This is a genomic window from uncultured Kriegella sp., from assembly GCF_963975415.1.
Classification (GTDB): Bacteria; Bacteroidota; Bacteroidia; order Flavobacteriales; family Flavobacteriaceae; genus Kriegella.
In genome coordinates this window covers 297,401-322,347 of record NZ_CAXBGN010000004.1, presented here as the reverse complement: position 1 = coordinate 322,347, position 24,947 = coordinate 297,401, and the positions used below count along the sequence as shown (strand labels likewise).

Sequence of the window (24,947 nt, the reverse complement as noted above, 5' to 3'; positions counted from 1 at the left end):
GGCCTTTTAAAACTATTAGCATTTTAAGTATTTATTGCTCCATATAGCCGGGTTAAAATTTTTCCCATGTGCAACTCCGTAGAAAATAACCACTGCAGCAATCGATTTAAAAACAAAGAAATAGATAATCAAGAACTGCGCACTGTTGTTCGTTCTTGAAAATAACCCTTGAGGAATCAAGAGGCTCAAGAAATAGCTCGCTAAGAGCACTACGAGTGTCAAGTTAATGATACTTTTGAACGGCCACATGAACAATTTACGGAGCGGGTGTAAGTCGTTTCCCCACTTGTGCAACAAGTAATAATAACCATTGCCTATTGGGGCAAATAACAAAGGGTCGTCTTTGTCTTTTAGTTTAAAAAGCTTGGAAGGTGCAATTATTTTAAGACCTTGAAGTTCGGTATTGTGCGTTTTTTCCAGATGCTTAATTTTAGAAATTGCCTCCATGGGTATATCTCCCTTGAAATGTCGGGTATCAAGAAACCGTAAGCGGTAATTGATACAGATTTCCTTAATCTGACTGATATGATAAATCTTACCCGTTTCTAGTAAATTGACATTGAATCGGTTCGACATTACTTTTTTGGAAGCTTTCAGATTTTTCCTAATCTGGGACTCTTTTTCTTCATCTTCCTGTAAAATACGATAGACCTCTTGCAGAATTTCATTAGGATTGCCCGATCGGGTTTTGGCTTGCGAAAGCTTTTCTTCAATATTCGTTCTTTTTAACCGCATATCGCTGTTTCCTTTTGCTTGTTATTTCAAATTTAAACAATTTCATGGGCAAACGATTTCTGAAAAAACCCAACAAAATGTTAATTAAGTGTTAATTGGTGGTGGTGTTTTTCTGGGGAAGTGACCCGAAATTGATTATTGTTGTATCTTGTCGATAGTTTACTGTCTTTCGTCGATCAGCAGCGGGCAGTAATGACTTTAACAACAAAACATCAAATGCGCGCTATATTTTTTATATTCCTTTTAATCACGACCATTTCGGTCGCGCAAGAAAGTTCAATGGATCCTAATCATTCGATTTTGGAAAATACGGAAAGCTCCGATAACTATAAAACATTATCGGCCGTCATGAAAGCTTCCGATTTAGATGTAATTCTCAATGAAAACGGTCCTTTTACAGTTTTTGCCCCATCTGACCTAGCATTTGAAAAAAAGATTACAAGTTCAAAGATGACAGAACTTTTAAAATCTGAAAACAAAAAGGATCTTCAAGATTTGATGGCTTATCATATAGTGGCCGGAAATCTCACCGCTTCCAAAATACTACAGGCATTATGCAGTGGTAAGGGAAAGGCAAGTTTTACTACGGTGCAGGGTGATGAAATTATGGCAACTATGAACGGTTTAGACATCGTATTAACCGATGGCAGCGGAAACACTGCAAAAATAGTTAGCGCCGATGCAAATCAATCGAATGGAGTTATTCATGAAATTGATGGTGTTATCTTACCTAAAAAAATCTAATTTTAGCGCAACTCGGCCCCTAGTTCCATTTCGTATTTCTTACGCAATTTATTCATGATTTTATCAATTTGCGTATCGGTCAGGGTTCTTTTGTCGTCAAGAATTGTAAAGCTTACGGCATACGATTTTTTACCGCTAGGAAGCTTATCACCAGTGTAAACGTCAAAAAGTTGTATCGCCTTTAGCAGCTTTTTTTCTGTATTATAACCTAGCTCCTGTACTTGCTTAAAAGTCGCCTCATTGTCTAATAATAGGGCGAAGTCTCTTTTGACCTCTTGGTATTTGGGAATTTCTTTAAAGATAATTTCGGTTTTATTTAGCAATGAAACCACATTGTCCCAATTGAAATCGGCATAGAGTACTTCTTGTTTTATGTCGAATTTCTTTAAAATAGCGGTCTTGACAATGCCGAATGTTACCAATTCTTTTTCATGGTGTGCCAATGATAGGCCTTCAGAAAATACAGCATTGTCTATGGCTTGTTGGTCAAAATCCCTGAGTCCCAATCGGGCCAGAACATTTTCGACGATAGACTTCAGAAAATAAAAATCTGTTTTCTGTATAGGGGTAGACCAATTTCCGCCACCATTTTTGTTGCCGGTTACATAGAGGGCCAGGTGTTTAAGTTCTAAACGGGCCTTTTCGTTTTGGTGGTAAGTTTTTCCAAATTCAAAAAACTGTAAATTGGTTTTTCTCCTATTAACATTGTGAGATATGGTTTCCAACCCTGAAAAAAGCAACGATTGACGTAGCACAGAAAGTTCAGCGCTTAACGGATTCAACATCGTAATAGTTTGATTCTTGTCTATATCGGAAACGTAGTTGGGGTATTCAGATGATGTAAGACTATTTGTCATTATTTCGAAAAACCCCTGGGCCGCCAACATGCTACCAATTTGGTTTTGCAACTTATGGTCCTCGAATTTAGATGTCTTGGCTATTGAGGCATTCAATTTCGTCTTAAAAGCAATATTATTATAACCGTATACCCGTAAAATTTCTTCTATAACATCAACTTCTCTTTGTACATCGACGCGATAAGAGGGAATACTAAGACCAAGTCCGGTCTCGGTAACATTTTTCACCTTAATGTCTAAAGATGCCAAAATTGATTTTATGGTATCTTGCGGAATTTTTTGCCCAATCAACTTGTCAATTTTATCAAAAGTTAAAAAGACACCGAGGTCTTCTGTTCTTTTGGGATATAAATCAATGATATCAGAAGTGATACTACCTCCTGCAATTTCCTTGATAAGCAACGCCGCCCTTTTTAGGCTATATTCAACATTTTCGATGTCAATGCCCCTCTCGAACCTAAAAGATGCATCGGTATTCAATCCATGACGCTTGGCAGTTTTCCGAATTGCTACAGGATTAAAATAGGCGCTTTCTAAAAATATAGAGGTTGTATTCTGGGTGACGCCGGTATTGATTCCCCCGAAAACCCCTGCAATACACATCGGTTTTTCGCCATCGCATATCATCAAGTCTTCTTCGTGCAGCTCACGTTCTTCACCATCAAGGGTCATAAACTTAGTGCCTTTGGCAACAGTTTTGATGACCACCTTTTTACCGTATATTCTGTCGGCATCAAAGGCATGTAGGGGTTGCCCCATTTCATGTAGCACATAATTGGTGGCATCTACGATATTATTGATGGGGGTGAGGCCAATGGCTTTTAGGCGATTTTGCAACCATGTGGGAGATGGTTGTACCACAAGTTCACTCAATGTGATACCACAATATCGAGGTGCCAGTTCACTGTTCTCGACCTCCACGTTTATTTTCAGCGATCGGTTATCTACGTTAAAGTGACTTGTTGACGGTGTAATAAGTTCTTTCTCAATTTCTCGTTGCTTCAATCCTGCTTTCAAGTCTCTCGCAACTCCGAAATGACTCATGGCATCGGCACGGTTGGGAGTAAGTCCTATTTCAAAAACTTCATCGATTTCAGTTTCGAAGACTTCAGATAAAGGTGTTCCTGACTCTAAGGTGTCATCAAGAACCATAATGCCGTCATGGCTTTCACCCAACCCCAATTCATCTTCGGCACATATCATACCTTGACTTTCTTCTCCTCGAATCTTCCCCTTTTTCAGTGTCCAAGGCTCTCCGTCTTTGGTGTAAAGTGTTGTTCCGATACCGGCTACGGGCACTTTCTGGCCTATGGCGACGTTTGGTGCACCACACACGATTTGAAGAGGATAGTCAGTTCCAATATCGACCTTGGTAAGTTTGAGACGATCAGCATTCGGGTGCTTTTCACATTCAATAACATGCCCAATAACTACGCCTTGGAGCCCTCCTTTTATAGATTCGTAGGTGTTAATACCTTCTACTTCGAGTCCGAGGTCGGTCAATAGTTCGGCGGTTTTTTGAGATTTCCAATCTATCTTTAAGAACTGTTTTAGCCAGTTGTATGAAATGTTCATTGATCGATTTTATAGCCCGTAAAGATAAAACAATGCCATAAGACATTCAATATAGATCGCTTGTTTTATTATATAACACAACTTTTTTAGGTCGTGTTCAGGCTTTCGTTTTAACCACTATTTATGTTTTGGAGAACTTCAAAGATGTAGGGGCAACCTATTTTGCTCGAAGCAGACTTTAATAGGTGATGCTATAAATGAACTTTCATACGACGCTCGTGCGCTGAAAATTCGCCTTTATCATAGAAGAAATTAGAAGTAGGGTGTTAAATAATTGTAGATTTTCCCAACCAAATATTTTCATCGTTCATGGTAAGGTTGTCGTCAGAATCTACAATGTTCTCGGCAATAAAATCACCGACATAATTGGTGCCATATTTGCTGCTACCCATAACATCGGAAGTCACAATATTTTTCAGGAAGGACTTCAGGATTGCCGCTACCACTGCATTTGCTTCTTCGTACAGGCCAAAATGCTGTAAGAGCATTGCCACACTTAAAATAGATGCTACTGGATTAGCAATATTCTTGCCCTTTGCCTGAGGGTAAGACCCATGAACAGGTTCGAACATGGCATTTTTTGTTCCTACCGACGCCGAAGGTAGAAGTCCGATTGATCCTAAAACCACACTACCTTGATCGTTTAAAACATCTCCGAACATATTTTCGGTCAAGATTACGTCGAATTGACGGGGGTCTAAAATAATCTGAATGGCGGCATTATCGATGAATAGGCAATTCAATGCTACTTCAGGGTAGCTCTCTCCAATGTTGGTCACTACTCTTCGCCACAAACGAGAGGTTTCCAAAACATTTGCTTTGTCGACCAAAGTGAGTTTTTTTCTTCGTCTTTTCGCGGCCTTAAATGCCAAATGGGCGATACGGCTTATTTCACCCTCTGTGTATTCGCAGAGGTCAGAGGCTTTTGTACCGTCTTCACTCAATTTTTTTTCGTTAAAATAGATACCGCCAAGAAGCTCGCGATAGATGACAAAATCGGTGCCTTTGATAATGTCTTCCTTTAATGGTGATTTTGGAGCTAAAATCGGAAACACCTTTACCGGCCTAATGTTGGCGAACAAATCTAACTCCTTTCGAAGTTTTAACAAACCCTGTTCTGGTCGTACCCTTGCATTTGGGTCGTTGTCATATTCCAGAGCACCTATCGCACCGAATAATATAGCATCTGATTTTTTACATAGTTCAAGAGTTGCATCAGGCAAGGGGTTGCCGGTTTCTTTCATGGCCGCCGCACCGACCAAACCTTCGGTATATGTGAAATCATGACCAAACGTTTCCGCTACCGCTTGTAGGCATTTAACCGACTGTTTTAAAACTTCGGGGCCGATTCCATCCCCGCCTAAGACGGCAATCTTTAAATGCATCTAGGTAAGGCTTTCTATGTTCAAATTGCTTGCGTCGACAATTTCTTGAATGTCTTCGTCTAAAACTTCTTTCTTGCGATCGGCAAATTTTAAAAACTCTTTATAAACCACATCCAATTGTACTTTGGTAAGTTCGTAACCTACTTTTTTCGCACGGTAGGCCAATGCGGCTCTTCCACTTCGTGCTGTAAGTACAATGGAAGATTCATTGACACCGACATCTTCAGGATCTATTATTTCATAGGTCTCTCTATTTTTGATAACCCCATCTTGGTGGATGCCAGAACTATGGGCAAAGGCGTTGGCACCGACAATCGCTTTATTGGGTTGCACCATCATACCCATTTTTTGTGAGACCATTTGGCTTGTGCTATAGAGTAATTTGCTGTTGATATTCGTATCAAGGTTCAAATTTGGGTGCTGCCTTAAGATCATCACGACTTCTTCCAAAGAAGTGTTTCCGGCACGCTCTCCAATGCCGTTTATGGTGCACTCTATCTGTCGCGCACCGTTGATTACGCCCGCAATTGAATTTGCCGTGGCCAATCCAAGATCATTATGACAATGGCACGAAAGAATAGCTTTATGTATTCCCTTGACATTCTCTTTTAGATATTTTATTTTGGCGCCGTACTCTTCGGGTAGGCAATACCCAGTTGTATCAGGAATGTTCAATACCGTGGCACCCGCTTTAACAACGGCTTCACACACCCTTGCCAAAAACTCATTATCTGTTCTTCCGGCATCCTCGGCATAGAATTCTACATCTTCTACAAAAGTCTTTGCGTAACTTACAGCATCAATGGCCCTTTCGATTATCGCATTTCTATCAGACTTGAATTTATGTAGGATGTGGGAATCGGAAGTGCCGATTCCTGTATGTATTCTCGGTGTTTTTGCATGTTTCAGGGCCGCGGCGGCCACTTCAATGTCTTTTTTTACGGCTCGTGTCAATCCACAGACTGTTGCGTTTTTGACAATCTTCGAAATCTCCTCCACAGAATTAAAATCCCCCGGACTAGATATCGGGAAGCCCGCTTCTATTACATCAACTCCTAAATTGTCGAGGCGTTCGGCAATGACCAATTTCTGTTTGGTATCCAACTTACAGCCTGGAACCTGTTCGCCATCTCTCAATGTAGTGTCAAAAATTTGTACCTTATCTTTACTCATTATATTTACGTAGTTTTAGCTAGCCTATACGAATATATGGCCAATACCGCTAACGAACTAAGTTATGCAGTTGTATTTACAACGTTGACATACTTTTTTGGTAATGTAAATAATTGATATACAAATATTTAAACTATATTTTTTACGATGACAAATGGTCATAGAGACGCATTGTTTGTACTGGTAAAATCGCTTTCTAAATCAGAGAAACGACAGTTCAAGCTCTATGTGGGAAGATTGGGAGTGAATGCAGATGCCAAATTTCTGGGATTGTTTAACCTATTGGATAAAATTAGGACCTACGACGAAAAGGTTATTTTGGCAAGTGGTATCGTAAAAAAAGCCCAGTTGTCTAATTTAAAGGCACACTTGTATAAACAAATTCTGGTCAGTCTACGATTGAATCCTGTAAATCAAAACATACGGGTTCAAATTCGGGAACAACTCGATTTCGCCACCATTTTATATCAAAAAGGTCTTTATAGGCAGAGTTTAAAAATTTTAGACAAGGTGAAATCGACGGCCATAGAGAACGAAGAGAAAAACATTGCCTATGAGATTGTCGAACTTGAAAAAATTATTGAAACCCAATACATAACTAGAAGTATTCCTGATAGGGCCGACGAATTGGCAATTCAGGCAAAAGAACTTTCGGCACAAAATGTAATGACCAGCAAGTTGTCGAATATTTCATTGCAACTGTATGGTATGATGTTAAAAGTGGGCTATGTACGCAGTGACGAAGATTACAAGAAGGTAAAACTTTATTTTGAGAAACATCTTCCCAAATATAACATTGACGATTTAGGGTTTCGGGAAAAATTGTGGCTGTATAAGGCCCATTTGTGGTATAGTTTTTTAGTACAGGATTTTCTGTCGAGCTATAAGTATGCCAGTAAATGGGTCGATTTGTTCTACAGCCATAAAGAGATGATTTATTTGAATCCTGTATTCTTTTTAAAGGGGAATCATTATTTGTTGGAATCTTTGCTTTATGTTAGATATAGCTCACAGTTCAAGCAAACATTAGATGCCTTCGAGCAAATTGTAGAGAGTAAAGATTTTCCAAAGAACGACAATATCGCTTCGCTTTCTTTTCTATATATGAATGCCAATAAATTGAACCTTCACTTTCTTGAGGGAACTTTCGACAAGGGTATATATTTGGTCAAAATTATCGAATATGGCATCAATAAACATAAAGATAGGATCGATGCGCATCATGTAATGCTTTTGTATTATAAAATTGCTTGTCTTTATTTTGGTATCGGAGATAACAAAACATGCATCCAATATTTAAAGCGAATCATTAATAACAGAAACCTCAAAATGCGGGAAGACCTGATGTGCTTTGCCCGTGTTTTAAGCCTGGTGGCTCATTATGAGGCCGGTATGGATTACCATTTGGAAGTACAGCTAAAAAGCACCTACAAGTTTTTATTGAAAATGAACGATTTACATGCTGTTCAGAAAGAGATGATTAAATTTTTAAGAAACTTGGCCAATATCTATCCTCACGAATTGAGAGGAGAGTTTCAGAAGCTTTATACCGAACTCAAGAAATATGAGCATCACCCGTATGAAAAGCGGGCATTTCTGTATTTGGATATCATTTCATGGCTTGAAAGTCATTTGCAGGATAAACCTGTTGCGCAGATTATACGCGAAAAGGCTATGGCCGTTATACGATAAACGAATTTTTTGAAAAACTCCAACGGTCACTTATCCTATTTACTGGAACTGAACATTGCCATGGTTTTCATAAGTACCTCTGGTGCTTTGGGGCGATATGTTGATTTACCGGTACCGGTCATCATTGCGATTCGAGCTATTTTGGCCTTTTTTTTCTTGTTTTTATATTGCAAATGGAAGGGTATATCTTTAAAAGTATCAAGTAAAGATAGACTCCCTGTGATATTGAGCGGACTTTTAATTGCGTTGCACTGGTTGTTCTATTTTTATGCCCTTAAATGGTCAAACGTGGCTATTGGAATGCTTGCCTTATTTACTTACCCGGTTATTACGTCCTTTTTGGAGCCGCTGATGCTAAAAACCAAATTGCAAATGATTCATTGGTTTTTAGGATTCTTGGTGCTCTTCGGGATTTATTTTTTGGCTCCTGATTTCAATATGGATAGTTCATATACCCTTGCGGTCTTGATGGGACTTCTGTCGGCCCTTGCCTATGCACTGCGCAATATTATATTGAAGACCAAGGTGAGTACTTACAATGGGTCAATGTTAATGTGCTATCAATCGGCGATTGCGGGTTGTCTATTGTTTCCAGCACTCTATTTTACCGATTTTGAGGTTATCATTACACAATGGCAAGGCCTGGTAGCGCTCGGTCTGATAACTACGGCCATAGGTCACACCCTGTTTTTAAATTGCTTTAAACATTTTTCGGTCACTACCGTGAGCATTCTTAGTAGTGTTCAACCAGTATATGGTATTTTGATCGGTGCTTTTTTCCTGTCTGAAATTCCATCTTGGAGTACAGTTTTTGGAGGTGTTCTAATTTTAACTTCCGTAGTTATCGAAAGTTTCAGATCGTACAAGTAAATTTCTTATTACTCGTTTCTTTCGTTTGACGAACCCATATTATACTGATTGATAAGTCCGGTGCCTAATTTTTGAAATTCATCGCTTCGGGCCATTTCCCTAACCTTTATAGGATCGAAATTTCCATTGAAGTAAAGAAAAGAACCATTGATATTGTTGTTATTGTAGATCAGTATCTCTTTAACTGCATTTCGCTTTTCGCGAATGGAAACTACGTTTCGTTTCAAATCGTCATTTTTACGGTATACTTCGATAAACGAGTTTCCCGTAATACCGTTCATCTGCTTGTTCAAAAAATCAGTTCGGGCCGCAGTGGTACTTGGGAATTGCATAAAGCGCAAATCTTTGGTGTTTCCGATAAGGGATTGCATTTCTGGGGAAATACCACTAAGCAACGTTAACATGAATCGCGGTACCCGAACAGCCGTTACTTGATTGTCGTTTTTGTGGGCATTATAAAAGTTGTCTATCGAATTGTAGCTCCCGCAGGAGGTAAGAAGAAAACAGCCAAACAGAAATAATGCTTTTTTGATCATGGTCGTGTATCTTTTAAGTTACTAAATGTAACGAAAAACTAGCAACAAGCGTTCCAGATCTTCTCATCTGGTGTTGGGGCTAGTAGTTGAAGCAGCTCTTTTTTTACCGGATGAATAAATGATAGACTTCTGGCATGTAAATGAATGCTACCGTCTTTGTTGCTTCGATCGAAGCCGTATTTGAGGTCTCCTTTAATGGGGCAACCAATGGCGTTCAATTGTGCTCTTATTTGATGGTGGCGACCCGTTTGTAAATTGATTTCCAACAAAAAATAATTATTCAACTTCTTTGTAATCTTATAATCTAAAACAGCGCGTTTGCTCTCGGAAACCTGTTTGTGGTGAGCATAAGATTTATTTTGCTTTGTATTACGCTTTAACCAATGTGTCAATTCTGCACTTTCCTTTTTTGGTTTTATCTTGACAACGGCCCAATATGTTTTTTTAGCTTCTTTATCTGCAAATAATTTGTTGAGACGGGGAAGAGCCTTAGAGGTCTTGGCAAACACAACGAGACCTGAGGTGGGCCTGTCCAAACGATGGGCGACCCCCAGGTATACATTCCCAGGTTTGCGGTACTTTTTCTTGATATAGGCCTTGACCACTTCACTTAGGGGGGTATCTCCTGTTTTATCACCTTGAACAATGTCACCTGGTCGCTTATTGATTGCGATGAGATGGTTGTCTTCATAAACAATCTGAAGATTCTGCGGGGTTGAAATGATCTTAGAAGCCATTAAAGTGCCGGTTTTTGCTGTCTAAAGCTCATAAAAATTATAATAAGTATCCCTAAACTTACCGAAACATCGGCCATATTAAAGATGCCCGTTTTGAAAAACCCCCATTTGATTTGGAAAAAATCAGTGACCGACCCATGGGCTACACGATCTATTAAGTTGCCGATTCCACCCCCGATTACAAAGGCAAATGCCAAGGTAAGCCAACGGTCTATATTTGGTTTTTTTAAGATCCTGAACAAAAGTATGAGCAGTACAATAATGGGAAGCCCTTGTAGTAGTATCCTTTTTAAAATAGGAGAGAGGTTTTCCCCAAAGCCGAGCATAGCTCCTGTGTTTTCTACATTTGTAAGAATAAAACGATCATTCAAGAAGGCGATGTATTCCATGGGCGCTATAGTATTTCGAACCACTTCTTTGGTCACTTGATCACAACCGATGTTCAATAGCACCAACATAACAATGCCGAGTTTTGTGAATGTATATTTATGTGGACTGTTTTTTACAGACAAACCCCTTTTACTTTAATATTGTTCTTCGTCACTGGGGAAGTCCCGACTTTTAACATCGGTAACGTAATGCGATATAGCTTGCCCCATCTCTTCGTATAGACTCATATACCGCCGCAAAAATCTAGGATTGAATTCGTGTGTCATGCCTAAGAGATCATGAATGACCAGTACTTGACCGTCGGCGTGTTTACCGGCTCCGATACCTATGGTCGGTATCGAAATGCCATCGGATACTTTTTTGGTCAAAGCCGCAGGAATTTTTTCGAGTACGATTCCGAAACAACCTAACTTTTCCAATAATTTGGCATCCTCAAGTAATTTTTCCGCTTCTTGGTCTTCTTTGGCGCGAACGGTGTACGTACCAAATTTATAAATCGACTGCGGGGTAAGGCCTAAATGCCCCATTACGGGTATGCCTGCATTTAATATACGCTTCACGGATTCTTTGATTTCAATGCCACCTTCCAATTTGACGGCATGGGCACCACTTTCTTTCATGATACGAATTGCTGAGCGTAGGGCTTCTTTAGGATCACTTTGATAGCTGCCAAAGGGAATATCGACAACGACCAAGGCCCTTTCAATGGCACGTATTACGGAAGAGGCGTGATAAATCATTTGATCTAAGGTAATGGGCAAGGTCGTCTCATGTCCGGCCATAACGTTACTTGCAGAATCGCCCACAAGAATTACATCAACGTTGGCGGCATCTACAATTTTTGCCATGGAATAATCGTAAGCGGTGAGCATAGAGATTTTCTCCCCGTTCTTTTTCATATCCACAAGTGATTTGACCGTGACTCTTTTATATTCTTTTTTAGCAGTTGACATTTATATGGTTTTGGAGGGATAAATGTAATGATTTTGTTTTAGGGATTACAGTTTGAGTACGAAGCACTTTAAAACGATGGATTTTAGAATTGGGCAGCCTAAGTTTTTCCTTTTGAAAACAGGAATGGAGATAAAAAACTACGCCCCAACCTTTTTTGGTTAGGGCGAAATTTTTATGTAAAATCAGGAAAAAATCCTAATAGTCAAAACTTTTGGTAAAACATCGGTGTCGTGGCTAAAAGAGCGAACCTTTTGCCCCGATATTTAAAACTTACGATAGGTCGAATCTAAAAGGGCGTTTGCTTCATCTTCGGCAAACTGAGCCGTGTTAGCGTCCCAATTCAAAGTCTTGTTCGGAAAACGTCCCGCTATAACACCCAATAAAATGGTTTCTGTTAATTTGGCGGCATAGGAAAATGGTGCGCTGCATTCGTCTTTGCCCAAACACGCATCTACAAATTGATGGTAGTGCTTCTTTCCTTCGGAATCATAATCCCTTACCGGGGCCCCCAAGTTAAACGATTCGATATCCATTTCCTTGTACTCCCCATCGACGATCAATCTAGGTAGTTCTTGAAAATGTGGTAAAAGCAATCTGCCTTTTTCTCCAATAAACATGGCTCCCTGCAAGGGTAATTTTTCTTTATTAGGTAATTTAAGGTCTTTATGCATTTTGGGGGCTCCTTTGCCATCGTACCATACCCATTTCAGGGTTTCGGTGGTGTAGGGGGTTTGAGGGAATTCATAAGTGACCGTATTATGCTCTGGAAAACCAAACCCGTTCGGTTTTCTACATTTGTTCTTAATGGTTCTTGGAACGTCTAATTGCAAGGCGTTATACGGCGTGTCGAAAATATGTACGCCCATATCGCCAAGCGTGCCACAACCATAATCAACAAGTTTTCTCCAATTTCCAGGATGGTAGAATCCTTCTTTATAAGGTCTTTCAGCAGCCGTTCCTTGCCAAAGGTTCCAATCAAGTGTTTCCGGTACAGCATCGCTACCTTCAGGAATCGGACCATCATATCCCCAGTTTTTTGGAGACCAGGCACGCACACAATTGACCTTCCCGATTATTCCGGATTGAATCAATAAAGTAGCAAGCTTGTAATCATAAAAAGAATGCACTTGTATGCCCATTTGGGTCACCAAGTTTTTTTGTTCCGCCAACTTCCGCATTGCCCGAGCTTCCGACACGTGATGCGTTAGCGGTTTTTGACAGTATACCGGTTTATTCATATTCATGGCCATCATCGAAGCCGGTGCGTGGGTATGGTCGGGGGTCGATACGATTACTGCATCGATATCATCTCCTATTTCTTCAAAAAGCTTTCTGTAATCGACAAACCCTTTTGCGTTGGGATGTAGCTTTTTTGCAGCTGCCAAATTGTTCGAATCGACATCGCAAAGCGCAACTACATCGACCAGTTCATGTGAAGAAATCGCCTTAAGGTCGGCCATTCCCATACCAGCTACACCGATATGTGCGGTTCTTAAGCGGCCGTTAGTACCAATTTTACCAATTAAGGAGGGTGCTAAAGCAACTCCTAATAATCCTAAACTACTCTTCTTAACAAAATCCCTTCGATTGGCATTATGGTTCTCCATAGGTGTTTAATTTTTTTATTTAATAGTTATCTTAGAAAAAGTGAACGCTCTAATTATTAGTAAGTTCACCTACTTAACGAATCGGACCATGCTCTATAACCAAGAGGTTCTTGGTGCAATTCAGGTGTCTAATGTACTATTTTTATAGGCTTTGGTAAAATGAATAAGGAAAATGTAATCAACAGACCACGAAGTTTTTTGTAAACTACGACTACTCTTTGGCTTGTTCTACCAATTCAAGTCTTTTTACGATAGTATTTTTTTCGAGCAATGTTCCTGGAGATAAAACGGCATTTGCGCCTATTTTAGAACCATCGCCTACCAAAGCACCAAATTTTGATACGCCGGTATTGATGATTTTTCCCTTGAATTTTACCCGTATTTCTTTTGATTTACGTTCATTATAGTGGTTCGCTGCTATTGCTCCCGCTTCAAAATTCACGTGCTGCCCGATAATGCTGTTTCCAACGTAGTTAAAGTGTGCTATTGCGGTATGGGAGCAGATAATGGTGCCTTTTATTTCGCATCCCGGGCCTATTTTTACATTTTTGTCTAAAAATACGCCCTCCCTAAAATAAGCATGGGCACCAATAAAACAATTTTCGTTAATAATTGCCGGTGCTTTTAGCGTTACACCAGCCTCTATAATCGCCGTTTTATGAATGGCGATACCGCCATCAATAGTATAATTATCGTCTAATTCGGTCATTGCCTTCTCAATAAGGCTTTTAACATCGCAGATGATTTCCCAAGGGTTTCTCTGTTCCAGTGTTTCTATGTTCATCGGAAAGCTTGAAAAAAACTTTGTAATGGCTATCATCTTGACAAACTAATTTTTAATACCGCTGTTCTTGACACTTACACAGATAGAATTGAATAAAATCGGTTAATTGATATTTACTTTGGGTGTTTCGGTCAAATAACCGAGCTCTTGTAGAAACGCATCAGCTGCAAGAACGGTTTTATTAAAATATGCGCGATTCCTATAATTGAAAAACCCATGACTCTGGCCTTCGTATAGCTCCAATTTACAGGTGCTGCCTACTTTTTCCATCACGGTTTGGTAATATTGGGCGGTTACCACGGGAATCAAGGCATCTTCGGTTCCTAAAAATACAATGGTCGGTGGCGCCCCTTTTTCGATATTGTGGAGGGGGGAAAAGCTTTTATATGCATTTCCGATTCTCTCGTAACCATAACCGCCAGGGCCATTGTCGATAACCGGATTAAAAAGTACCAAAGCATTTGGAATACAATCGATGGATAAATCATCTGTAGGGGCATTATATTCTTTTGTTAGTGCCGTGGCAGCTGCAAGATGGCCGCCGGCGGAACCCCCGGAAGCTATAATTTTATCAGGGTCTACACCAAACTTCTTAGCGCTTTTTCGAACGAATCTCATAGCGGAATTCGCATCTTCAAGAGCCGCGAACGGAGTGGTTTTGTTTTTGCTTGCAGTTCTATAATCAGCAAGAAAGCAGACAAGGCCCCTTTTGGAAAAATATTTGGCATGTTCTAAAAATTGAGACCTGCTTCCTCCGTTCCAACCTCCACCGAAGAAAAATATCAATGCCGGATATTTTTTTGAGGTGTCAAAATGAGGGGGTTTGTAAACTTCCAAAAAGAGGTAGGTTGTGTCGATTTTTTTGTAGAGAACTTGTTCTTGGGCCGAACAAATGGATGAACTAAAGATCAATGAAAATAGTAGAGCGGTGAGATGGTTTTTTATCATTATTTTTTTTTAGCTGTCATTCCTATACTTCAAATGTATAAATTTAGAAAAAGGTATACCTAATTTGGACTATAATTTCCGGTGGTGGATATGAAAAAGGTTTGCTGTCGTTTGGTCAGCTAATTTGCTCCGTATTTTTAAAGATATGGATTCCGATTCTTGAAGTCCATAAAAACAGGAAAAGGAGGAGCAACCGTTGCCATAACCCTGTTAAGTTTCTAGATTCAAAAGAATTGATCATAATGGCCAAAAGCACAATGGAAACCAAACCGGTAAAAAGGGAGAAGCCCCAAAACTTTCTAAAAAAGGAAAGTTTGTTGAACGAAAATCCAGATAATAGAATTCCTGCTATGGCCGATATAAAGGTAACGGCAGATACGCGATCATGTATAAGTGATTCGAGCGAACCGTTCGGTATACACCCCTGATCACATGAAAACAGACCGGCTATGGCCATTCCGGCGCCAAACAGCATCATGAAAACCGAACCGATAACAGCCATTGGCTTCTTTTTCGAAAAGGTAAGCAGTGCGATCGCAAAAAGCACGATCAAAATACCGGAAGGAACAAAACCAACAAAATTCATCCATTCTTCGGTAGGTGTTCCAGTAGCCCCAAGCTCACTTATAAAATGCGTTATATGGCTGTAGTCGGTTCTAACACCGGCCGTTATTACAACTGAGGCGCTAAAAAGAACGGGACCCACAATTCCGCCTAAGCCTAAATACCGGATTTTGTTTTTTTCCATCATTTGTCGTTTTGAACTACCGTACGACAAGGCCGCTATCGTACATTTATGGTTTATTTCTTGGAATGGATACTTTTCAAAATTTCGTGTTCTTTGGCAACAACGGCTTGATTTTGGCCATGACCTGCATTCGGTAATAAAAAATACTCCTTTTTTGTTGCCTTGATTTTATCAAAATATGGTTTGGTGACTTCCTTTGACGTCAATATGTCTTCTTCCCCTTGAACAAAATAAACGGGAATCTTGAATTCGAGGTTATTCTTGGTTAAATCAATTTCAGCTAACATTGGCTTTATCCCAAGCGCTTTATGGCCCACAGCGTTTATAAACGAGTAATCGTCACCATCATATCTATTTTTTGAGTCGATTTCATTGTCGTATGGCGGCGCCGGTTTCGACCATGTATCGGGTGGAGCAATCGAGTTTTTACGTTCATATTTTTTTACAATGCGGAGCAACTGTCCCGAATGTCTGGCATTACCATAAGGGGGGCGGCCCAATGTTCTTAATGTTTTCATGGTCAAGGTATCTTTACCGCTCTTGGCCATTTGGTAGGCACTCCGATAGGCGTTTGTGAGATTGCCAGGGAAGCTTACGAATTGGGAATTTCCAATATAGGCATCATAAAGATCAGGGCGTTGCGATGCCATGGTAACGCCAAGAATTGAACCCCATGATGTTCCGATAATGGTGATCTTTTGTTTCTCAAGGTGCTTCGTAAGGTATTCGGTAAGTGCGATTGCATCGGCTGTCATTTCCGCTACCGTAATAGGGTTTTCAATGTAAAAGTCTTCGGTCACTTCAGCAGGAGCATTGCGGCCATAGGTTCTTGCAGCGCCCCTTTGGTCCCAATTCACTAGAATAAAATCTTTTTTCCAAGAACTGTAAACCGTATCGGCATAAGCGCTAATAGCATTTCCGGGTCCGCCATGAAGCAGTAGAACCGCAGGTTTGCTAATATCATCCCCTTTAATTGTGACCCACTGCTCTATTCCGCCGATTTCAACAAATTTTTCTTCATTGATCGATCGGGGTTGTGCCAGCATGGAAACAACACCAACAAAAACAAACAGAAAGGTGGCCGAGTGTCTTATCATTAGGCGAGATTGAAGTCCGATCAATAGTAGCTGAGAAAATAATCTTATTTTAAAGTGATTATATCAAATATAATTAAAAGTTCAATGGCCTAAATGCTAAAAGTTATGGTGCACCCTAGAGAAGGGGAGCCATTGTACTATTTCTCCTTGTTTGGTATATTTTCCTTTTCATGGGTGTCAAACGTTCAATTGAAATGCATTTTCTTGAGCAGCCAAAGCCAATTCCGTAGCAAGAAAACAGTGTGCCTGTGACATTGCGGTTTCCGTTCGATTGACTACATCACTGACCAATTGTTGGCCATACGGCATGTGTATGTTCGAACAGTTGTAATATTTGGTTTCCTTTTGGGTGACAAGAAACAAATGATTGCCGCCTTCACGACCTTCAATGTCTATGTATTTTCGCATTTCAATATAGCCCTCTGTTCCTAAAATGAAGGTTCTACCGTCGCCCCAAGTGTCTAAACCCTCAGGTGTAAACCAATCGATACGCACATAGCCCGTTGCGTGGGCGCTTCGTAGACTCATATCGCCAAAATCGCGATAATCGGGATATTCCGTAGTGCTGAAATTTCCTGTTTGGGAAAAATTGACACTGGCTTCTTTAGAGTTGGTATAATACAGAAATTGATCACTTTGGTGCGAGCCGATATCGCAAAGTATGCCTCCTGCTTTTTTTGGGTCGAAAAACCAATCTGCACGTGTTTCAGGTCGCATTCGGTGCGGCCCCAGACCAATGGTCTGAACGATCTTTCCGATGGCACCCGCTTGTACCAGCTCTCCTGCTTTTACCGACGCCGGATTCCCCAAACGCTCACTATACATAATCGAATAAATGCGTTTCGTTTCCTTCTGCACTTTTTTTACTTTCTCAAATTGTTCAAAGGTGAGAATACCAGGTTTGTCGCTCATAAAGTCTTTGCCCGACTGCATGACGCGAATACCCAAGGGTGCCCGCTCGATCGGAATTGACGCACTGGCTACCATTTGAATGGAGTTATCCTCAATAATTTCGGTTTCGCTTTTCGCCACCTTTACATTAGGAAAGCGCTTTGTGAAGTTCGCTAACAAATCGGGTTCTTTGGCATATACAGCCACCAGTTTCCCACCACCTGCGATCAATGTCTGGGTCATACCGTAGATATGGCCATGATTTAAACCAATTACTGAAAACCGGATCGATTCTTTGGGTTTCGGTATTCTTCCTGGGTTTAAGATGATCTCTTCGGGCCGTGAAGTATGGTGAAGGTCATGGCCGAATAAACTCGCGGGGAGCATAGTGGCCGCTGTCATACCCGCTGCTGTGGAGAAAGATTTCTTTATAAAATTACGTCTATTGGCCTTCATGTATTGCTTTTTGTTTTTAATGTGACTATTTATTTTTTGGCAGTTTCGGGTTGAATATACCAAACCTATCAGACATAGCACTGAAAACTCGATGCCATTCCGTGCTATAGAGATACAGCTGTTGGCGTTATCGATGTGTTAGCGCGCTTCTTGCCTATGAATCATTTGCTTAAAGTTTGCGTTTCGCAATCGAGCTATTCCGCTAACTGAATATTTTTTCTTTTACTCAGTTTCCACATTAAGATACCCCCCGTTAAAAACATCCATATGGCATAGGCGACAGTAGGAATTCCCATTTCTACATTATTCAATATGGTGGTCGCGATAACGAAGGCCAAGGTTCCATTTTGAATGCCGCTTTCGACACTTATTGATATCGCATTTTTTAGTTTTAGCTTAAAGAGCCTTGCGGTTAAATAGCCTAGGCCCATGGTACCTATATTTAAAAGCAATGTGACTAGGCCGACGCTTTTCATAGCATTGCCCAACAACTCTAAATTAGCCGCCAATACCGCGATAAAAACCAAAATAAATATTACCGTGGAGGCAGTGCGCATCGGTTTTTCCATTCGTTTGGCAAAATTTGGTTTGTATTTGCGAATGAGCATTCCGATGGAAATGGGAATTACCGTAATCACCACTATTTGAAGTATGGTATCTAAAACGGGTAGTTCAATTACAATGTCGGAACCCGACCCAAAATAGTCAAGAGCCATTGCCAGCACAAAAGGTATCGTAATAATGCTGGCGAAACTGGCAATAGCGGTCAGGGTTACCGAAAGGGCAATGTTTCCATTACAGATTTGAGTAATAAGGTTGCTGGTGGGGCCTCCGGGGCAACAGCTCAGAATCATGATGCCGACGGCCATTGTTGGGTCTAAATCAAAAGCAATGGCCAACGAAAATCCGATAAGGGGGAGTAATATAAGTTGATTGGTCAAACCGATCAGAACAGCTTTCGGATAGGTTACGATTCTCGTAAAATCTGCAGGAATTAAAGTCATACCCATGCCCAGCATGATTATGGCAAGCGATAGTGGCAAAAATACCTTGGTTAAAAGTGTCGCAATCATAAGGTTGGTTTGTTTGTTAAAGTTGGTCGATTCACTTAAGTTTAATCCTTGAAAATAGTGATTTTATATTTTATACGGAAAGGAACTTGACTTGTGATTTGTTTTATATCAAAGCAAGAAGCATTGGCGGGTAGCGTTATTCAAATGGATCTTTTTTTTATTAAGAAAGTTCTTTCAACGGACTTCATGACAGCATCTTTGAGGTTTTTTTCATTTCTTAAATTCCGACAAATCACTACTTTTACAAAGAATGATCTGCTATTGTTTTCTGAATAGAATGGGTTAGTGGACTGTAGGACAAAGATCAATCTATTTTATCTATTAAGAATTATGAGCAAAAGTGGCAAAATCGAAAATCGAGGAGGGGTAATCATTATCATTATTGTTGGAATGTTGGCCACCATGGAGGTTATCAAGAATAATTGGGAAGAGGAAATAGCAAAAGCCAGTTACAAGCATGTGAGTTATTCAAATTGGTACAATGCCAAGAGTATCAAGTTGATTATGAAAGAAAATCAGCGGGACTACTTGGAATCGCTTCTCGCTTCAGGCGTGGTTCAAGAAGGAAACTCCGAAGATTTGATACAAAGGCTCGAAAAGACCAATATGGCCATTTTAAAGTATGAAGAGGAAAAAGTGGAACTTTTAGAAGGGTCGGCAAATATTCCAAAGTCTTCATGGTCTCAAGATTTGGATGGGGAAATGGGAAAAATTGTCGGATTAAAGAAATGGGAACAAATTTCTACTAGTTACGCCAGTCAAGTAGCAAAAATCAACATTGGTCTACTTTTTTTACAAATAAGCATCGTTTTTGGGGTAGTGGGTCTCATTATAGGTGATAATCTCAAATTGCAACAGCTTTTTACTAATTTGATGATAGGCACCGGATTCATTGGTATTGCCATCGGACTCTATGCGTATTCGATGTTTCTTTGATTTTTTTGGTAACTCTTACTTGTTGATGTCAACGGCATATATCACACCTGCCATCATATCGGGAAGCAACAGACGCCCTTTATCTTCTTCTAAATAGAAGTCGGCGGCAGATTGAAGTCTGTCGATCAGTACCGTAGCTTCTTCTGTTTTCCCATTAATTTTCCAGACCGTCCCCGCAGCCCAACTGCTAATATAATAATTGCCCTTGCTATCTTGTTCGACAGCATCTGCGCCACGAAATTCCCCTTTAAGTGGGGTTAATGCGCCCTTGCGTGTCACCAAGAAATTGCCCAGAAAAAAGGAGCCAACCATGATATTTCCGTCATTATCGACCCCCACCCCGTTCGGGTTTAGCATTAAAGGTGAAGTATCATGTTTTATAGCTACTTTTCCTTTTAGGTCTGCATGATAAATTCTGCCCGATTGCGGTACCAATTTTGCCTGTGCGCTGTTAAGGGGCCAAAGGTCGTTATTTTCGTCACGCATATACTTTGTATCGCCCATATCGGCGATATAAATGCCATTGCCTTTGGCATCGACGGCAACATCATTGAGGTATAAAACTTCTTCCGGGAAATCTTCTTTTTTCAAAAATACGCTTGCTCGACCTTTTTCATCGACTTTCCAGACACGGGTAACATCGGAGAAATATAAATGATTACCGACAAAGGCGATGCCTTTCGGTTCGTCAAAACCCGTTGCAAATACTTTTACCCCGTTTTCCGATATTTCGACCAATTCACCATCACCACTTTCTTTTCCGTTCATAAGGGTGACATAGTAGTTGCCATTAAAACCTTTGGTAATGCTCTCGGGTTTCATGCCTACTTTTATAGGAAAATCGATTTGGGCTTGTACGGCGTAACCGAAGATTAAAAACGATGTAATCAATAAGGTGCCGCGCATTTGCAGCATGACACCGATATCCCGTATAGTTGATGATTTTTTCATTTTACCGTAAGTTTCTAAGTGTTGCTATTGTTGCTGTTCTAAAAATAAGGAATTTTTCTTCTAAATGGTAAGGGGCGCCTTATCAATTTTATAGTAGCTATCGCGATAGCTTTTCATGTATTTTTCTTCCCGTTCTAACAACGATTTCAATGATTTCTTCAACATCCTTTTGCGAGGTCCTGAAATTCACAAAGCAAGCCCTTAAGCTATACTTTTCAGCGACAATGGCATTGGATAGGAAAACTTCCCCACCCGTTTGCAATTCGTTTAATAGCGCTTCATTCAATGTATTCAAATAGTCATCTTTTTGCTCCGAAAGGCGTTTATAATTCTTTGGAACGTACTGAAACGTAGTAATGCTCAAGTTCTGCGCAATAGCCTCTAATTCTTCATGGTTTTCAGCCTGTTGCAGTAAGAATTTAGACAGTTCAATATCTTCTTTGATTAGTTTTATATAGCCATTTCTTCCTACTTGCTGTAAAGTAAGCCAAACTTTTAAAGCTCTAAAACCGTGGGAATTTTGCAATCCGAATTCATAAAAATTCTGGGCTTTTTCCCCTTCTGGGCTGCTGAAATTATAATATTCAGGATGCGAACTAAACGTATCGATCAAATGTTGTGGGTCTTTCACCAGAGTACAGCCTGCTTCTAACGGACTGTATAACCATTTATGTGGATCGAGTGCAATAGAATCAGCTTCCGAAATGCCTTCGAACATACTTTTAAATTCAGGTACTACCGCTGCGGGAATACCATAGGCTCCATCAATATGAAACCACAGATCATAGGTCTTGCAAAGGGTCGAAATAGTAGCTAGGTTGTCTACCGTTCCTGTACTTACGTCACCTGCCGTTCCGACGACCATAATGGGTTTGCAGCCGTTTTTTATATCTTCTTTGATTGTTTTTTCTAGAATGGCATCGTCCATTTTGTTTGCAGCGGTGGTGGGTACCCATCGCACTGATTTGGTGCCCAAGCCGAATAAATTAGCCGCTTTTTCAATCCAAGTATGGGTTGTTTTCGAGCAATAGACCGTTAATTTTTCAGAAGTGTTTAAAAAACCGTGTTCTTTAATGGATTGAGGACCTTTGGCTGTTCTGGCCGCTAAAAAAGCCGTGAAATTTGCCATATTGCCACCACTGACCAAAATACCGCCATAATTAGACGATACACCAATAAATTCAGCCAACCACTTTACCGTCTGCTTTTCAATTTCAGTCGCGATCGGACTTAAAATTTGCGCACCCACGTTAGGGTTGACCGAAGATGCCAGTAAATCGGCCAAGGCTCCTAACGGAGCTGCCGAAGCGGTTATGTAACCTAAAAATTTTGGATGTCCGTTAAATAACGAATTATGGAAAAGGAGCTCGGTCGTTTTCGTGAGCAGTTCGGCTGCAGGGGTGCCATTTGCGGGGAGGGGTACATCGCCTAGTGTTCTTTGTAGTTCGCTCGGGGTTTTGGTTGTGGTGACCGGTCTTTCTTCAAGGGTGTCAATGAAATCGGCAATGCGGTCAATTAATTGATAGCCTAGTTTTTGAAATTCTTCTTTTTCAATGGCAATGGCATTCTCTCGCTTTTCAGTCATACGGTTCGGTTTTTCTCGGTAGTATAGTGTATCGGTTCTTCTGGCTATGAGAAAATTTCTATGGAGTTTTAATGCAGAACTAAGCTACGGCTAAAGTTAAGAATTTCGGTTTAGCAATGTCGAAGAGTTACGACTAATGGACGGTTTAAGCATAATTACAATAGTATTCGGTTTAATGGTCTGGACTAAGGCTTTTTATGGGATAACTTGCTATCTGCTAATTTTACGGTCTCTAAATTCAAATAACGGGCCCTAGTTTCTTTGTCGAATTTCTCAATGGCGTACCGGAGCATCACTCGTGGCATGGTAGCAGCGTATTGGTTTAGGAAACTTTTTAGTTTTTCTTCATTTCTTTTCCCTGCCTCCCTGATCCAACTTCCAACAGCTTTTTGTACATATTCGTCCGCGTCATTTACAAGAATTTCGGAAATGCGAAAAGTATCTTCTATTTTATTTTTTCGGATGAAATAATACGTACTCACAATTGCCGTCCTCCGTTCCATCGGATTCTCTGATTTGGCCAAAGTATACAACACTTTTTTGTCCTTCCCATGTAAATACCCTCCAACGACATAGGGGGCGGCCCTGTCTACCAAGCCCCAATCGTCAATCCATTTATGATTATCAATATAGGCATGGTAGCAATCTTGCTTTTCTTTTGTGGAAGTTTTCTTGTCCCGTGCCTTAAAATCTAAAATGGCTACTGCGCCAAGCCGGTGATCGTATTCTTTATCTTTTAGCAATTTGACAACCTCGGACACTGGAATATGTTGAAATTCCTTTGCTAAGGAAAATAGTTCCCTTTTTGGAACAGCATCCGAATATTCTAAACTGATGATTTTTAAAGTGGCAATAAATTCATTGGCATTCATTAACTTATTTTTTTGTTGAACGCGTCAAAACGTATTTAATGGTTATTTCTTTACCTTCAAACAGGCCGCCATTTGATCTCGTAATTTTTTTCATTTAATAGAAATGCCACATTGAGCGTAGTCGAAATGTCATGGTCTTCAATATTATAACGTTTTCTACTACGCACAAAATGACAACTTGGTGTAAATACCTATTTTCCTGATTTTAAATGGCTATAATAAAACCTTTTTCAATGATGGTACTGGTCGCCCAAAGTTATATCATTCCATTATTATGGACCATTACTTCAGGAATTTGCTGTGAAACGGACCAATGTTCCCTAATAAATCCGTTTTTCAATCTGTAAATCGCGTAATAGACAACGTTTTTGTTGTTTAAAACCCCTTTTGATTGGGTTACGACAAAATTTCCTTGACCAATTACTTTATACAACTTTCGAATATCAACTTTCTGGTAGTACGTTGAAAAACCATCCCGTCCGGTGGCTATTTCTGGGTTGTGCTGAATGACGGTAGGGGAAACAAACTTTTTCAATAGGTCAAATGCTTTGGCTATGAGCACTAGCTCGGTGAATTCTTCGATTATCTTTTTGTTTTGAATTGTCTCAGCTTCGTCTTCGATCAAAACGGGCCCCGCTATTTCCGAGTTTCCGTTTAGGCTTACTTCAGACTGATTTTGAATGGCGTCCCAGTGTTCGGCGATTAATCCGTTTTCCAACCTAAAGACTTCGAGTACGATTTTTTTCTGTCCGCCAAATTCAACGTTTAAATGCACGGCCACATGGTCATTTTCGGTAATAATACGCATCAACGGTTTGGATGGTTTTTTCGGTTTTGGCAGCTGTTTTAAAAAGGTGATGGCCTCTAAAAAACCTGCTTTCCCTGTTCTTACCAGCGGGTTGTGCTGAATATAGTTATCGGTAACACTCTTTTCGGCATAATCGAGGTCTTGTTCTCCGATTACTTTTTTGTAAAAGTCGATTACTATTTGCTTATTTCTATGCTGTTCCATTTTTATAATGATTTTATTTTCCGTTCACACGACGCAGTACAGCGTATGTGAATAGATAGGCTAATGCCGTAATATTCAATTGGTTTATTGGTAAATTAAAAGGTGTTTTTTATTGGTGGGGAAACATAGCTAGCCCTGCGCTAGCATGACGAATCATCTAATGCAACGCTACCCCTAGAAATTAGGGTGTCTTCTGGTAAGACTTTGCTAATATGTTAAAACAAGTAAACAGATGGCTAATGTAGCAAAACAATTCAAGAATTTATTGAATCGTGATGACTTTTAATAGGACAGTAAAAGCCACAGTTAAAAAATGGCTCTTTAAAGTGTCCGGTATAC

The 24,947-nt window shown here is 40.1% G+C and carries 23 protein-coding genes; 4 read left to right on the top strand and 19 right to left on the bottom strand.

The annotated features are described in order from the left end of the window. Positions 1 to 15 precede the first annotated feature (15 nt). On the bottom strand, positions 16 to 735 hold the full coding sequence (locus AACZ88_RS11035) for a hypothetical protein (protein WP_339709922.1): 720 nt from the start codon (positions 733 to 735) through the stop codon (positions 16 to 18). 216 nt (positions 736 to 951) lie between these two features. Between AACZ88_RS11035 and AACZ88_RS11030 the strand changes: the two genes are divergently transcribed. Beyond that, positions 952 to 1,479 carry a fasciclin domain-containing protein gene (locus AACZ88_RS11030; RefSeq protein WP_339709920.1) on the top strand — a complete coding sequence of 176 codons (528 nt, stop codon included), beginning with the start codon at positions 952 to 954 and terminating at the stop codon, positions 1,477 to 1,479. Positions 1,480 to 1,481: 2 nt separating this feature from the next. Here the strand turns inward: AACZ88_RS11030 and pheT are convergent, their stop codons facing one another. From pheT to AACZ88_RS11015, 3 genes are all read right to left on the bottom strand, one after another. Then, positions 1,482 to 3,911: a phenylalanine--tRNA ligase subunit beta gene (pheT, locus tag AACZ88_RS11025; protein WP_339709918.1), complete on the bottom strand. Its 2,430-nt coding sequence runs from the start codon at positions 3,909 to 3,911 to the stop codon at positions 1,482 to 1,484. A 266-nt stretch (positions 3,912 to 4,177) separates the two neighbouring features. After that, the gene (leuB, locus tag AACZ88_RS11020) at positions 4,178 to 5,296 is read right to left on the bottom strand and encodes a 3-isopropylmalate dehydrogenase (RefSeq protein ID WP_339709916.1); all 1,119 of its coding nucleotides are present in this window, start codon (positions 5,294 to 5,296) and stop codon (positions 4,178 to 4,180) included. Then, complete coding sequence (locus AACZ88_RS11015) at positions 5,297 to 6,469, bottom strand: 2-isopropylmalate synthase (protein WP_339709914.1); 1,173 nt, start codon at positions 6,467 to 6,469, stop codon at positions 5,297 to 5,299. A 147-nt stretch (positions 6,470 to 6,616) separates the two neighbouring features. Here AACZ88_RS11015 and AACZ88_RS11010 point away from each other — a divergent pair, with 147 nt between their 5' ends. Then, positions 6,617 to 8,161, top strand: coding sequence for a hypothetical protein (locus AACZ88_RS11010; protein WP_339709912.1), 1,545 nt, complete (start codon positions 6,617 to 6,619; stop codon positions 8,159 to 8,161). Between the two features lie 9 nt (positions 8,162 to 8,170). Continuing rightward, entirely contained in the window at positions 8,171 to 9,031 is an 861-nt protein-coding gene (locus tag AACZ88_RS11005; protein ID WP_339709909.1) for a DMT family transporter, read from the top strand. An 8-nt stretch (positions 9,032 to 9,039) separates the two neighbouring features. On the opposite strand, the gene AACZ88_RS11000 is transcribed toward AACZ88_RS11005, so the two are convergent. From AACZ88_RS11000 to AACZ88_RS10950, 11 genes are all read right to left on the bottom strand, one after another. Further along, the gene (locus tag AACZ88_RS11000; RefSeq protein ID WP_339709907.1) at positions 9,040 to 9,567 is read right to left on the bottom strand and encodes a DUF4252 domain-containing protein; all 528 of its coding nucleotides are present in this window, start codon (positions 9,565 to 9,567) and stop codon (positions 9,040 to 9,042) included. A 38-nt stretch (positions 9,568 to 9,605) separates the two neighbouring features. Then, complete coding sequence (locus AACZ88_RS10995) at positions 9,606 to 10,304, bottom strand: RNA pseudouridine synthase (RefSeq protein WP_339709905.1); 699 nt, start codon at positions 10,302 to 10,304, stop codon at positions 9,606 to 9,608. After that, a complete protein-coding gene (gene lspA / locus AACZ88_RS10990; protein ID WP_339709903.1) occupies positions 10,304 to 10,762 on the bottom strand; it encodes a signal peptidase II in 459 nt (152 codons plus the stop codon). Before lspA ends, AACZ88_RS10995 begins: the two co-directional genes overlap by 1 nt. 66 nt (positions 10,763 to 10,828) lie before the next feature. Then, entirely contained in the window at positions 10,829 to 11,647 is an 819-nt protein-coding gene (gene panB / locus AACZ88_RS10985) for a 3-methyl-2-oxobutanoate hydroxymethyltransferase (RefSeq protein ID WP_339709900.1), read from the bottom strand. A 264-nt stretch (positions 11,648 to 11,911) separates the two neighbouring features. Continuing rightward, on the bottom strand, positions 11,912 to 13,255 hold the full coding sequence (locus AACZ88_RS10980) for a Gfo/Idh/MocA family oxidoreductase (RefSeq protein ID WP_339709898.1): 1,344 nt from the start codon (positions 13,253 to 13,255) through the stop codon (positions 11,912 to 11,914). 211 nt (positions 13,256 to 13,466) lie between these two features. Then, on the bottom strand, positions 13,467 to 14,039 hold the full coding sequence (locus AACZ88_RS10975; RefSeq protein ID WP_339709896.1) for a DapH/DapD/GlmU-related protein: 573 nt from the start codon (positions 14,037 to 14,039) through the stop codon (positions 13,467 to 13,469). 102 nt (positions 14,040 to 14,141) lie between these two features. Then, complete coding sequence (locus AACZ88_RS10970; RefSeq protein WP_339709893.1) at positions 14,142 to 14,987, bottom strand: alpha/beta hydrolase; 846 nt, start codon at positions 14,985 to 14,987, stop codon at positions 14,142 to 14,144. 115 nt (positions 14,988 to 15,102) lie between these two features. Further along, positions 15,103 to 15,735 carry a DUF998 domain-containing protein gene (locus AACZ88_RS10965; RefSeq protein ID WP_339709891.1) on the bottom strand — a complete coding sequence of 211 codons (633 nt, stop codon included), beginning with the start codon at positions 15,733 to 15,735 and terminating at the stop codon, positions 15,103 to 15,105. 53 nt (positions 15,736 to 15,788) lie between these two features. After that, positions 15,789 to 16,832 (bottom strand): alpha/beta hydrolase, encoded by a 1,044-nt coding sequence (locus tag AACZ88_RS10960; protein ID WP_339709888.1) that lies wholly within the window; start codon positions 16,830 to 16,832, stop codon positions 15,789 to 15,791. Positions 16,833 to 17,009: 177 nt separating this feature from the next. Beyond that, positions 17,010 to 18,179, bottom strand: a complete 1,170-nt coding sequence (locus tag AACZ88_RS10955) for a Gfo/Idh/MocA family oxidoreductase (RefSeq protein ID WP_339709885.1) — start codon at positions 18,177 to 18,179, stop codon at positions 17,010 to 17,012. A 194-nt stretch (positions 18,180 to 18,373) separates the two neighbouring features. Beyond that, positions 18,374 to 19,252: a bile acid:sodium symporter family protein gene (locus tag AACZ88_RS10950; RefSeq protein ID WP_339709882.1), complete on the bottom strand. Its 879-nt coding sequence runs from the start codon at positions 19,250 to 19,252 to the stop codon at positions 18,374 to 18,376. A 330-nt stretch (positions 19,253 to 19,582) separates the two neighbouring features. Between AACZ88_RS10950 and AACZ88_RS10945 the strand changes: the two genes are divergently transcribed. Next, complete coding sequence (locus AACZ88_RS10945) at positions 19,583 to 20,188, top strand: DUF4337 family protein (RefSeq protein ID WP_339709879.1); 606 nt, start codon at positions 19,583 to 19,585, stop codon at positions 20,186 to 20,188. Between the two features lie 15 nt (positions 20,189 to 20,203). On the opposite strand, the gene AACZ88_RS10940 is transcribed toward AACZ88_RS10945, so the two are convergent. From AACZ88_RS10940 to AACZ88_RS10925, 4 genes are all read right to left on the bottom strand, one after another. Beyond that, positions 20,204 to 21,139 (bottom strand): SMP-30/gluconolactonase/LRE family protein, encoded by a 936-nt coding sequence (locus AACZ88_RS10940; protein ID WP_339709876.1) that lies wholly within the window; start codon positions 21,137 to 21,139, stop codon positions 20,204 to 20,206. A gap of 97 nt (positions 21,140 to 21,236) precedes the next feature. Next, on the bottom strand, positions 21,237 to 22,724 hold the full coding sequence (locus tag AACZ88_RS10935) for an aminotransferase class V-fold PLP-dependent enzyme (RefSeq protein ID WP_339709874.1): 1,488 nt from the start codon (positions 22,722 to 22,724) through the stop codon (positions 21,237 to 21,239). A 185-nt stretch (positions 22,725 to 22,909) separates the two neighbouring features. Beyond that, positions 22,910 to 23,596, bottom strand: a complete 687-nt coding sequence (locus AACZ88_RS10930; RefSeq protein WP_339709872.1) for a DNA alkylation repair protein — start codon at positions 23,594 to 23,596, stop codon at positions 22,910 to 22,912. A gap of 256 nt (positions 23,597 to 23,852) precedes the next feature. Then, positions 23,853 to 24,608, bottom strand: coding sequence for an ester cyclase (locus AACZ88_RS10925; protein ID WP_339709869.1), 756 nt, complete (start codon positions 24,606 to 24,608; stop codon positions 23,853 to 23,855). Positions 24,609 to 24,947: the final 339 nt, after the last annotated feature.